Origin of the sequence: Stecheria intestinalis (genome assembly GCF_009696165.1) — a bacterium.
Taxonomy (GTDB): domain Bacteria; phylum Bacillota_I; class Bacilli_A; order Erysipelotrichales; family Erysipelotrichaceae; genus Bulleidia; species Bulleidia intestinalis.
Map to the genome: position 1 here is coordinate 23,557 of NZ_VUMN01000004.1, position 11,741 is coordinate 35,297.

The window sequence follows — 11,741 nt, forward strand, 5'->3', positions numbered from 1 at the left end:
TGACCTGGCTGCTGATGAGCAGATTCAGAAAAGGGGATTGGACGAGAATCATGATCTAAGTCCTCATGGTTCGGAAAAATCACTCCTTGCAGGAAAGGTGAATGCCCATCTGTTGACTGGAATGTGAAAAAACATACCGCAAAAACAGAAATGCACCGCATTCACTTGCGTTTCTGGGCGGTATGATTTCTCTGATCCCTGCAATGGTTTTCTGATCTTTCTAGGATGATGGAAGAGAAGCGGTTGCGGTCTCATTTGGTTTAAGTTATGCAGCAATCGTCCTGCTGTTCTGGAAGGGACCGGTATAAATGATTGAAGAAGAATAGTATTTCGGAATCCGGAATCAGACAGAAAAGCGATAAGAAAAGAGGGAATGCTGAAGAACCTATACTGTATAGGGTTTCCAGCATTCCCTCTGCTCTTTGTTTATACGACAATGATATTTCGGGCTCCGGCGTCTTCTGCAATCTTCTTCAGACGCTGGATTTCTTCCTCGCTGGTGATGGAATGGCCAAGGCGTTTCAGGCCTTCTTCACGGACTCCGAAGGGGCGGTACTTGATCAGCTTGTAGCGAATCGAGGGATCAAGGTGTTCTGCAACATTGCGGACCGTATCTTCGTTATGCTCCGGTTCTTCCGGGAGACATACGGTCCGGACTTCATAGAGCTTATGGTGTTCCTGAAGCCAGGCCAGGTTGGCAATGACGTTGTCATTGGGGTAGGAACATAGTTCCATATGCCATTCCGGATTCCATGCTTTGACATCAAGCATGACTGCATCCGTCTGTTCCATGAGCTCCGGCATCTCAGAATAGAGCCAGGCACCATTGGAATCCAGGAAACAGGTTTTATTCATGGCGTGAACCTTCTTGAAGAGTTCCGTCAGGAATTCAGGATAGGTAGTGCATTCTCCTCCGGATACCGTGATGCCTTCGATGAACGGGAGGGTCAGCTGAAGTCTTTCTGCAACATCATCCGGTGTCATCCAGGTGATCTTCGGAGAAGAGAGATGTCTGCAGGTATGGATGCAGGTGTCGCACATGACACAGGCATCCTGGTTCCATACGACTTTATGGTCCTGCATGGACAGTGCTTTCGGAGTCGGAGGGCAGGTGGTGACGCATTCTCCGCAGCTGATGCACATGGTGATGGTTTCCGGATTATGACAGTAAAGACAGCGGAACGGACAGCTCTGAACAAAAATGGAGGTCCGGTTTCCCGGGCCGTCCACATTGGAGAACTCGATGATCCGGTTAACGGGTGCAGTCCTCTTCATGTACGATCCTGCGATCCAGAGCGTCTGCAGTATTGCGTGCTCCCTGACCGAATACAGAGCAGTTGTTCATGGACTGTTCACCGCGGTCCAGCTTTGCAAGCTCGCTCTTCTTGACCAGATAGCCGGTGACTCTGACAACATCATTGTTCTCGAGGTAGCCGGAGAAATATCTCAGGCCGCCGCGGATACTGCCTTCCACGATTTCCACGAGGGCATCTGGAGTATTTGCCCAGGTTTCTTCGAACTTGAAGATATCGCCTGCACCAGTCGGGAAGTATTTCTGGAACTTCGTATTCTCGATGATCTGCTTCGGCATGACTGGTTCTGCGCCGATCGGAATACGAGCACCCGGAGAATCTTCGCGGCCATCAGAATCGATGCCGACCTGGGCATGGAGACGATACCGGTGCCCGAAGGCTGCTGCATACTTGGTTTCATGTCCATTCACGATTTCCGTGAGACGGTCCATGATTCGGATGCCGAGTTCATCGGCTTCCGGATTATTGCCGAAGCCTTTCTTCGGATCTGTGATGCCGAGCAGGTGATTGACTGCTTCAGCGAGACCGACGACACCGAACATGCCGGTGAAGTTGTCCAGGGAGACAAAGCCTTCCTTCACAAGGAAATTGGACTTGAAGAAGTTCGTCTGGTTTACCAGGAAGTCAATGCGGTCGTCCATGTTCTGCAGCATCAGTCCTGCATAGTACGGAAGTACGCGGTTCAGGAAGTCTTCGGTATTCTCTGCTTTCAGAGAGCACTCGTACATGCGCAGACGCGGTAATGTGAATCCTCCGCCGCCTACCTTCAGGCCGTTGTAGCAGGAAGCGATGGCATAGTTGTCACCCCATTCCTTGCGGAACATGCGATCATTGGCAAAAGAAGGCTTTGCAGTCTTCATCATGCACTCAACGGCAAGCTTTACGAATTCTTTCGGAGTGACATCCGGGTCGTATTTGATTGTGAGATTCGGAACGGCCAGCTGCATTTCCTGGGTGAGTTCCAGAACGATTCTTCCGGTCATGGAGTCCTGCGGTCCGAGGTCAGCGTGAACGAAAGAGTCATTCAGAGTACGGTCGATGTTCAGAAGGAACAGTTTCAGCTCTTTCTTTGCCTGTTCATAGCCAGCTGCCTGAACGAATGGTTCCAGCAGATCGTCCCAGTCGCCCAGGTATACCGGGAACGTGGTGACGGATGGAACGTAGTGATACATGATCAGCAGAGAGTTCAGTGCTTCTCCGAGGGTCTTCGGAGCATCCAGCTGCAGGAATTCAGATCCTTTGTTCATCAGGATCGAATAATCCGGGCAGATGTAGCGAGGACGGTATGGGGCTGCGCCTTCTCCGAGGTCGCAGAGAATCCGTTCTTCTTTTGCTTTGAGGTATTCCTTGCTTAAAGGAATGGTATGGTCTGTATTCTCGGCATATCTTGCCAGCGCAATAAGCTGCTGATTGTATGTCAGAGTAGGATCCGCAAGGATCTGAACAATCGGGCTTGCCTGTTCGGTCATGTCTATCTCCTCCATTTTTCCAGGGAAACTATATCATAGTATAACTCAGCGCCCCAGAAATCTGACTGCAGAAAAAAAGAAGAGATTGCACCAGGACAGTCAGCCTATGCTATAGTCACAGCATGAACAGAAATCATACAGTAACAGAGAAAATCTATGCCTCTCTCTTAGGCAAATGCATCGGGGTACGGCTTGGTGCTCCGATTGAAGGAATGAGCGGACCATTGGTCAGAAAGGGATATGCACCAGTCAGAAGCTACCTGCTCGATTATGGTCAGTTTGCGGCTGATGATGATATCAACGGCCCTCTCTTTTTTCCATGGGTTCTGAAGGATCACCCGATTGCAGAAGTGACAGCAGAAGAAATGGGTGACTGGATGCGGAATATCATCTCTGATGGGACAGGTTTCTTCTGGTGGGGAGGAGAAGACATTGCGACCGAGCATCGCGCTTATACCAATCTGAAGAAAGGAATCAAGGCACCTGCCTCCGGAAGTCGGGAAACCAATGGCAATGTCCTGGCTGAGCAGATCGGGGGCCAGATCTTCAGCGACTGCTGGGGGTGGATGAGTCTCGGAAATATTGAGGAAGCTGCGGAACTGGCCAGGAAGATGAGCAGTGTGACGCATGATGGCGATGGGATTCAGGGCGGAATCTTCGTGGCTTCTGCAGTGGCTGCTGCATGGAACAGCAGCTCGATCAGAGAAGTGATTGAAAAAGCTTATTCGATGCTGGATCCGGGCAGTGGCTATGCGGCAATGGTCCGGGAAGTTTCGGAGTTTCATCAGGCTCATCAGAATCCGGAAGACTGCCTGAAGTGGATTGAAGAGACGAAAGGATATGATCACTATCCCGGAAGCTGCCATATTCTGCCGAATACGGCAATTCTGCTGTATGGGCTGTTATACGGAGATGGAGACTTCAATGGGACGATGCGGCTGATTGCAGAAGCAGGCTGTGATACGGACTGCAATCTTGGCAATGCGGGATCGATTCTCGGAATGATGCTTGGGCTGGATGGCATGGATCCATGCTGGATCACGCCATTTGAGGATATGATTCTCTGCAGCAGTTCTCTGGGAAGTCATAATCTGAGCCATCTTTCTGTCGAAGCATCCAGGCTTGCCGATCTGGCATTATCTCTGCATGGGAAACAACCAGAACACGCAGAGAACTTCTCGCTTCCGTATGGAACACTCGGATATTCGTGTGAGAATCCTGCCGTGCTTTGCAGCACGGATCATGGAAGACTGCGCATCACGCTTACGGATCTTCCGGAGAATTCAACGGTCATGGTCCGCACGAAGACTTATATGAGACCTGAGGATGTGTATGACTGCCGCTATCAGCCGCAGTTTACTGCGATTCTGGAGCCAGGCGATCAGGTTCATTATGAGCTTGATCGCAATCAGCTGCCGGTTCAGATCGTTCCTTATATCAGAGACCAAAATGGCAGAATCTTCTCTTCTCTGCAGACTTCGTCAGCCTGTGCTCCGATTCTTGAAACCGGACTGATGGTCAGGGCATGCAAGCCTGTACGCGGAGCGTGTTTCTATGTCAACCGGATCAGCATTGCGAAACGTCCTTCTTATCTGCTTGACTTCACGCTGCTTCAGAATGAAGACCGAGGTCCGCAGTTTTCAGGCGGAAGATGGATCACGCTTGAGAACCTGGTGCTGACCAGAGGTACAGCCTTCTATGAAGATGGACTCTGCATGGAGGCAGGCAGTGAAGTGAACTTCAGCAATGATTCTTCCTCAGCGCATACGCTGACCCTGAAATGGGAAGCAGAGCATCCGGATTTCCGGTTCTCCTGGAACTGGAGGGGAATGCTGAGAAAAGAAGGCATCCATGTCACGGAGAAGGGAGTGTCGCGCTTTGTTCAGAAGGATGACTTCCTGGAAGAACAGGAACTGATGACAGCAGAGATTCATTCCGGGTATCTGAGAATTTCAGAAAATGACATCGCTCTGGTATCAGAAGGAACCGCCTTCCGGAGAAAATGGTCTTTTCAGGGAAAATATGGTCCGCTTGGAATCGAGAATATGTCCGGTTTTCTGAATGTGAAGTCATGCGGCATGAATGAGGAGGAAGCTTATGCGCAAAGTAATCATTGACTGTGATCCGGGCCATGATGATGTGATGGCAATCCTGGAAACTCTGGCTCACCCGGAAACATTTGAGCTGCTGGGCATCAGCACCGTCTGCGGAAACAATCTCTGTGAGCGCGTGACAGAGAATGCGCTGCACGTGCTGGAATGGATCGGGAGAACAGATATCCCAGTGGCAAGAGGATCCTTGAAGCCGCTGGTCTATGATCCAGAACCCCAGGCAGCACATGGATACAATGGACTGGAAGGATATGATTTTCCTGATCCGGTTACGGAACCCGTATCGCTGAATGCTCCGGAATGGATTCATGAGCAGTTGCAGAAATCTGCAGAACCGGTGACGATCCTGGCGCTTGCACCATTGACCAATCTTGCCCTGCTGCTGAGAAAATGGCCGGAAGATGCAGATAAGATCGAAGCGATCGTGATGATGGGCGGAGCGGTTTCCGGCGGCAATATTCTGAAGCATGCAGAGTTCAATGTGTATGCGGATCCGCATGCGCTGAAAGAAGTGGCAGAGAGCACGATCCCGCTCACCATTCTTCCCTTAGAAGCCTGCGCGGACTGCACGATCACGGAACAGGAGATCAGCGGCTGGAAGAAGGATTCCGGAAAGACAGCGCAGATGGCTGGCGCCCTGATGGACTTCTTTGCGGAGTATGGCCGCCATCACGGTATGCATGCATATACGGTATTCGATCTCGGTGTTCCTTATTATCTGCTGCATCCGGAGCGATTCAGCAGCTTCATGCATGCAATGGAAGTGGTGACTCAGGGAGAAGAGACGCGGGGACAGACGATCTTCCGGGAAGGAAACCGAGTGAAGGTGCTGGAACACACTGATCCGATTGCATTCCGCAAGGAAATCTGTTCATGCATACGGAAGCTGGACCAGGAGATGAGATGATGAAGCGCACGGATATTGTGATGACTCCGATGCTGAAAGATTTTCTGGATTATGATCTCGGGCATATGGAGGTTTCGAACTATCCGACCAGAAAACCGGATATTGAGTATACGGAAGGACTGAAGCTGGACTTATATTACCCGGAAGAAAAGAGAGAGAAGTATCCGCTGGTGATTTCGATTTTCGGAGGAGGCTGGGTTTCTGGATTCAAGGAAGACAAGTATGCAGAGCTGATGCTGGAGCCGCTGAAGTTTGGCTATGCAGTGGCAATTCCGGACTATACGCTGGCTCTTGATGATATCTGGCCAAGACAGGTGATCGACCTGAAGCGATGCATCCTGTTTCTGAAGAGACATGCTGAGGAATATCGGCTGGAACCGGATGATATTACTTTGTGGGGAGAATCTGCCGGAGGACATCTGGCATTATTGACCGGAATGGCAGAGAATGCGTATTTCGGAATCAATGGAGATACGACTGTGCATAAGGTGATTGCTTATTATCCGCTGACTGATCTTGATACAGTCGAGGCTCAATCGAGGCTTTTTGGCTTGAATAATCAGAGCTGTGCAGGAGAGAATTCTCTGATCTCGATCATGATGGGGCCTCATTATCATGACBAGAAAGAACGAAAAGCTGCTTCTCCGGTTTTCTGGATTTCCGAAAAGATGCCGCAGGTGGTTCTTGTGCATGGCCTTTCGGATTCGCTTCTTCCGTATCTGCAGTCAGTTCAGTTCTTTGAGCGGGCAGCAGAAACAGGAAATGCCGGAAAAGTATCGTTGCATCTGGAAGCTGGAAAGGAGCATGCAGATTCCTGGTTTTTCTCTTCTGAACAGGTGGCTGCGTTCTTTCGCTAAGTGACTGTATGATCAGTTTGTGTCGCAATTGATGAAAATCATCATGATTGCTGAAAAAAGACTTGAACGGAACAGCTTTTGTTTTACAATGTCTCTGTTTTAAAGAACGTCTTTCACATTTACAAAGGGAGGAAAATATGAAGAAGTTCGCTTTGTTCCTGAGTGCAGCAATGGCTATGTCACTGGCAGGCTGCGGAAACAGCAGCGCATCCGCAAGTACTGCTGCAGCATCCGCAGCTGCATCATCTGATTCTGCAGCTTCTGCGTCCGCAGAAGGCGCTGCATCTGGTGATGTCACACGTATTGCATTGGTTCTTCCGTATATTGGTGATCAGTCTTATTTCGATACTGCTTACAACGGACTTTCTCTTCTGACTGATAAGTACGGCAGTGCTGTCGAAACCAACCTGATCGAGATGGGCACGGATGCCGGCGGCTGGGATACTGCTTACCGTCAGGCTGCAGATTCCGACTATGACATCATCATCTCCGGCAACTTCGAGTATGAGCCGTATATGCTTGAAGTCGCAAAAGAATATCCGGATATCAAGTTCCTGAACTTCGACTACTCGGATGCAGCACTCAATTCTCTCGATAATGTCTATGCAATTACCTATGCAGCAAATGAAGCGGGTTATGCGGCAGGTGTCGTTGCAGCAACGGTTTCTGAGTCTGGCATCATCGGCTGCATCGGCGGCACGGAAGTGGATGGCATCAAGCAGTTCCTGGCAGGTTATATGCAGGGCGCATATGATGTGAATCCGGATATCAAGGTGATCAGCAGCTTTGTCGGCGATTTCTCCGATACTGCAAAGGCGAAGGAAATTGCGAGCAATATGCACAGCCAGGGCGCAGATGTCATCTATCATGCGGCTGGCGGTGCAGGAAATGGTCTGTTTGAGGCTGCGGCTGAAGAAGATTTCTGGGCAATCGGAGTTGACTCTGATCAGTACATGGCATTCAAAGACAACCAGCCTGAACTGGCTGCTCATATTCTGACTTCTTCCGAGAAGAAGTGCGATCAGGGTATTCTTTCTGCTGTCAGCGAGATGATCGATGGGACTGCCGCATATGGTACCCAGAAGACGCTCGGCATCAAGGATGGCGGCATCGGCCTTGCTGAGAATGAGAATTACGAGGCGAATACGACAGAGGAACAGCGGGCTGCGATCCAGGCTCAGATCGACAAGGTTGTAAGCGGCGAAGTCACGGTCAATGACCAGCTGAAAGATAATACTTCCTACGATACCTGGCTTGAAAAGACAGCTCTGAACTGATCGTTTTCCTTCAGGTTTCATGAAGATGCTCCGAAATACCTGTTCCGGAGCATCTTTTTCAATAAAGAAAGGGACAGGATATGAGTGAAAAAGAGATCCTGAGGCTTGAGAATATTTCCAAGATCTACCCGAACGGCACGGTTGCCAACCGGAATATCAATGTTTCTTTCCACAGGGGGGAAATTCATTCCATTGTCGGAGAGAATGGAGCGGGGAAGTCGACGCTCATGAAGATCATCTTCGCGATTGAGAAGCCGTCAGATGGCCGCATCTTTTACAAAGGAAAAGAAGTGCATTTTCAGTCTTCCATGGAAGCAATCGAAAATGGCATCGGCATGGTGCATCAGCACTTCATGCTGATTCCGAGCTTCACGGTTGCACAGAACATCGTTCTCGGGGCAGAACCGGAAAAGTCCAAGGGTTTCATCGACATGCAGAAGGCCAATGAAGAGACGGAGGCACTTGCGCATGAATATCATTTCGATGAGATCAAGGCGACTGATCTGGTTGCTGATCTGACGGTCAGTGCACGTCAGAAAGTCGAAATCCTGAAGACGCTGTACCGCAAAGCAGAGGTCATCATTCTTGATGAGCCGACGGCAGTGCTGACGCCGCAGGAAACGGTTCAGCTGTTTGATCAGCTGAGAAGCTTCCGCGAACATGGGCACACGATCATCTTCATTTCTCATAAGCTCAATGAGGTCAAGGATATCTCCGACCGCATCACGGTCATCCGCAATGGCGAGACCAAGGGAACTTTCGTCAATGATGACAGCATCACGATTGATAAGCTGACTCAGCTCATTATCGGCAGAAAGCTGGAAAGCTCCTATGATCATCTGCGCAAGGATGCCGGAACCCATGACCGCATCCTCGATGTGCAGCATGTCTCCTGCGTGGAGAATGGGGTAACCAAGGTCAATGACATCAGCTTCTGCGTGCATGCAGGCCAGATTCTCGGGGTTGCCGGAGTTGAAGGCAATGGACAGGAAGAGCTGATTGATGCGATCACCGGCATGGGCGTCAAGGAAGGCGGTACGATTGATCTCTGCGGAAAGCCGATTGATGATCTGAGCATTCATGATAAGCGCCTTGCTGGTCTCTCCTATATTCCGGAAGACCGCATGTCTGACGGGGTTGCGGCTAGTGCAAGCATCCAGGACAATCTGATCTCGACGTATTATGAGAAACCGGAGTATTCCGGGAAGGTGTTCCTGCATGAGAATGCAATCCGGGCAACTGCTCAGGAACTGATGAAGCAGTTCGCGATCAAGGCTAAGAATGAGAAGGAAAAGGTCAGCCAGATGTCCGGCGGCAATATTCAGAAAGTCGTCGTGGCAAGAGAATGGAAGACCGCTCCCCGGTGCATGATTGCGGAACAGCCGACCAGAGGAATCGATATCGGATCAGCAGATTATATTCATCATCAGCTGATCGAGATGCGCAATGAAGGCGCAGCAGTGCTGCTGGTCAGTGCAGACCTCAATGAAGTCATGTCGGTCAGCGATTCTCTGATTATCTTATTCGAAGGAGAAATCGTTGCCTATTTCCCTGATCTGCATGGCATCAGCGAGAATGAGCTCGGACTCTATATGCTCGGTACCAGAAAGCAGAGCGAAGAAGAAATACGGAGGGCAGCAGAATGACAGAGACAAAGAAGAAAAATTCCTGGCATCTGACGGATGAAAAGCCTTTTGAGGCACTGCGCATCCTGGCTTCCATTACCGTAGCACTGATCGTGACGTTTATCGTTCTCTGCTTCGTTTCCGATCAGCCGCTGCATGATTTCATTCAGCTATTGATTCTGCCGCTGACGAAGGCGAATTACTTCGGCTATGTGCTCGTCAAGGTGATTCCGCTGACATTTGCTGGACTTGCGACATTGCTGTATTTCCGCATGGGGCTCTTCAATCTCGGCACGGAAGGTGTCTTCTACTTCTCCGGGGTCGTGGCAACCTATTTTGCAACGAATGCGGCATTCACGACCGGGAATGGATTCATCGATTCGCTTGTTCCGATTGTGATGGCGGGCATTGCCGGCGGACTGCTGTCGCTGCTGCCCGGATATCTCAATGCGAAGTTCAAGACCGATGAGATGGTAATCTCACTCATGCTGAATAACATCCTGTATGGCGTGGGCTTCTGGATCGTCAAAACGTTCCTGGCAATCTCCGGAACGACTGGTACAAGTTCTGCTCCATTCACGTCTTCGGCAAGACTGGAAACCATCATTCCGAAGACCCAGGTCCACAGCGGTCTCATCATCGCCCTTGCCATGGTCGTGTTCGTCTGGGTGCTGCTATATAAAACGAAGCTTGGCTATTCGATCCGGATTTCGGGCATCAATCCGAAGTTTGCCATGTATTCCGGCATGGGTGCCTTCGGCACGTTCATGCTGGTGCATTTCATTGCCGGTGCTATCGGCGGGGTAGGCTCTGCGGTAGAACTGCTTGGCATGTACAAGGCATTCACGTGGAGCACGCTTCCTGGTCTTGGCTTCTCTGGTGCAATGATCACGATGCTTGGCAAGAATGATCCGATCGGAGTTCTGGTCGCATCCTTCGGCATCAGCTATCTCAGGGCAAGTGCTCAGCTGCTTGCCAACAGCACGCCTTATATCGATATCAAGATGATCTCGATTGTCGAAGTCATTCTGACGCTGCTCATCTCCAGCCAGTTCTTCCTGCAGAGATGGCGGTCTAGACAGCTTCTGAAACAGGAAAAGGAGGCAGAGAAACATGCAGACTAGCATCTGGTCTCAGTTATTCAGCGCAAGTTTCCTCTTCATCATCATCCGGGTCGGAACACCGCTGATGTATGCATCTCTATCTTCCTATATTGCTTCGCTTGCCGGTATCCCGAATATCGCGATTGAAGGAATCATGAACTTCGGTGCATTGTTCGGGGTCTACTTCTCAGCGATCACCGGCAGTGCATGGCTCGGTCTGCTCGGTGCAATTGCGATCGGGATCGGATGCGGACTATTGATGGGCTTCTTCACGATGAAGATGAAGGCAGATCCGATCATGATTGGTATTGCCTTGAACCTGTTCTCGGCTGACTTTGCGATCTTCCTGCTGCTGCTATGGACAGGGTCCAAGGGAACGACTGCATCATTGCCTTCAAAGACACTTCCGTCCGTGAATATCCCGTTCATCGAGAATATTCCGATTCTTGGAGAAATCATCAGCGGACATTACTTCCTGACGTATATCTGCATCGCCATGATGATTCTGCTCTATATTCTGGTATACAAGACGTCTTTCGGACTTCGCATGCAGGCATGTGGTCTGGATGCGAATGCAGCAGAATCTGTCGGCATCAAGGTTCCGAAGGTCCGTATGATCGCAGTGATCATTTCCGGAATTCTTGCGGCAATGGGAGGCGCTTATCTTTCCATGGGCTATCTCTCGATCTACTCCAGCAACATGACTGCTTCCAGAGGCTGGATCGGTGTTGCGGCTGCTGCAGTCGGAGGCAGAGATCTGCCGAAAGTCATGTGGGCGACGCTGCTGTTCTCGGTTGCCAGCGGTCTGGTCAATCTGCTCCTCCTGGAAAACCTGCCATCAGAACTGATCAATACGATTCCGTATCTGAGCGTTCTGATCGGATTAGTCATCATGAGCATTCGCTCCGCTGCGAAGCTGCGTGCTTCCAGAGAGAAGAAGGCTGCCTGATTTCATTCATATTCCATTGGTCCCTGCAGAAAGGACAGCATGATGAGGTGCTAGTCCTATTGCGGGGACTTTTTCTTCGGGTTTTCCGCAGAATCCCTGCAGGCCTTTGGAGCTGCCTGCATCAAAGATC

At 50.3% G+C, this 11,741-nt stretch carries 9 protein-coding genes; 7 read left to right on the forward strand and 2 right to left on the reverse strand.

Annotated features, from left to right (window positions below; all coding sequences use genetic code 11):
- Positions 1-426: 426 nt before the first annotated feature.
- Together FYJ51_RS02825 and FYJ51_RS02830 are read right to left on the reverse strand one after the other, a co-directional pair.
- Positions 427-1,275 (reverse strand): YjjW family glycine radical enzyme activase, encoded by an 849-nt coding sequence (locus FYJ51_RS02825; protein WP_154502967.1) that lies wholly within the window; start codon positions 1,273-1,275, stop codon positions 427-429.
- Positions 1,253-2,782 (reverse strand): YjjI family glycine radical enzyme, encoded by a 1,530-nt coding sequence (locus tag FYJ51_RS02830; RefSeq protein WP_154502969.1) that lies wholly within the window; start codon positions 2,780-2,782, stop codon positions 1,253-1,255. The genes FYJ51_RS02825 and FYJ51_RS02830 overlap by 23 nt, the downstream gene beginning before the upstream one ends.
- Positions 2,783-2,904: 122 nt before the next feature.
- On the opposite strand from FYJ51_RS02830, the gene FYJ51_RS02835 reads away from it, so the two are divergent.
- The 7 genes from FYJ51_RS02835 (at position 2,905) to FYJ51_RS02865 (ending at position 11,611) form a co-directional block, all read left to right on the forward strand.
- Positions 2,905-4,899: an ADP-ribosylglycohydrolase family protein gene (locus FYJ51_RS02835; RefSeq protein ID WP_154502971.1), complete on the forward strand. Its 1,995-nt coding sequence runs from the start codon at positions 2,905-2,907 to the stop codon at positions 4,897-4,899.
- Positions 4,880-5,800 (forward strand): nucleoside hydrolase, encoded by a 921-nt coding sequence (locus FYJ51_RS02840; RefSeq protein ID WP_205946138.1) that lies wholly within the window; start codon positions 4,880-4,882, stop codon positions 5,798-5,800. The genes FYJ51_RS02835 and FYJ51_RS02840 overlap by 20 nt, the downstream gene beginning before the upstream one ends.
- Positions 5,767-6,657 carry an alpha/beta hydrolase gene (locus tag FYJ51_RS02845; RefSeq protein WP_154502975.1) on the forward strand — a complete coding sequence of 297 codons (891 nt, stop codon included), beginning with the start codon at positions 5,767-5,769 and terminating at the stop codon, positions 6,655-6,657. Before FYJ51_RS02840 ends, FYJ51_RS02845 begins: the two co-directional genes overlap by 34 nt.
- A 137-nt stretch (positions 6,658-6,794) precedes the next feature.
- On the forward strand, positions 6,795-7,934 hold the full coding sequence (locus FYJ51_RS02850; protein ID WP_154502977.1) for a BMP family lipoprotein: 1,140 nt from the start codon (positions 6,795-6,797) through the stop codon (positions 7,932-7,934).
- Between the two features lie 80 nt (positions 7,935-8,014).
- Positions 8,015-9,580 carry an ABC transporter ATP-binding protein gene (locus tag FYJ51_RS02855; RefSeq protein WP_154502979.1) on the forward strand — a complete coding sequence of 522 codons (1,566 nt, stop codon included), beginning with the start codon at positions 8,015-8,017 and terminating at the stop codon, positions 9,578-9,580.
- A complete protein-coding gene (locus tag FYJ51_RS02860; protein ID WP_154502981.1) occupies positions 9,577-10,683 on the forward strand; it encodes an ABC transporter permease in 1,107 nt (368 codons plus the stop codon). Before FYJ51_RS02855 ends, FYJ51_RS02860 begins: the two co-directional genes overlap by 4 nt.
- Positions 10,673-11,611 (forward strand): ABC transporter permease, encoded by a 939-nt coding sequence (locus FYJ51_RS02865; RefSeq protein ID WP_105304659.1) that lies wholly within the window; start codon positions 10,673-10,675, stop codon positions 11,609-11,611. Before FYJ51_RS02860 ends, FYJ51_RS02865 begins: the two co-directional genes overlap by 11 nt.
- The last annotated feature ends 130 nt before the right edge of the window (positions 11,612-11,741 follow it).

Bases quoted from the DNA above. Each gene is read 5' to 3' on its own strand.
- FYJ51_RS02865 (WP_105304659.1), top strand. From the start codon at position 10,673: ATGCAGACTAGCATCTGGTCTCAGTTATTCAGCGCAAGTTTCCTCTTC.
- FYJ51_RS02855 (WP_154502979.1), top strand. From the start codon at position 8,015: ATGAGTGAAAAAGAGATCCTGAGGCTTGAGAATATTTCCAAGATCTAC.
- FYJ51_RS02835 (WP_154502971.1), top strand. From the start codon at position 2,905: ATGAACAGAAATCATACAGTAACAGAGAAAATCTATGCCTCTCTCTTA.
- FYJ51_RS02860 (WP_154502981.1), top strand. From the start codon at position 9,577: ATGACAGAGACAAAGAAGAAAAATTCCTGGCATCTGACGGATGAAAAG.
- FYJ51_RS02840 (WP_205946138.1), top strand. From the start codon at position 4,880: ATGCGCAAAGTAATCATTGACTGTGATCCGGGCCATGATGATGTGATG.
- FYJ51_RS02830 (WP_154502969.1), bottom strand. From the start codon at position 2,782: ATGACCGAACAGGCAAGCCCGATTGTTCAGATCCTTGCGGATCCTACT.
- FYJ51_RS02850 (WP_154502977.1), top strand. From the start codon at position 6,795: ATGAAGAAGTTCGCTTTGTTCCTGAGTGCAGCAATGGCTATGTCACTG.
- FYJ51_RS02825 (WP_154502967.1), bottom strand. From the start codon at position 1,275: ATGAAGAGGACTGCACCCGTTAACCGGATCATCGAGTTCTCCAATGTG.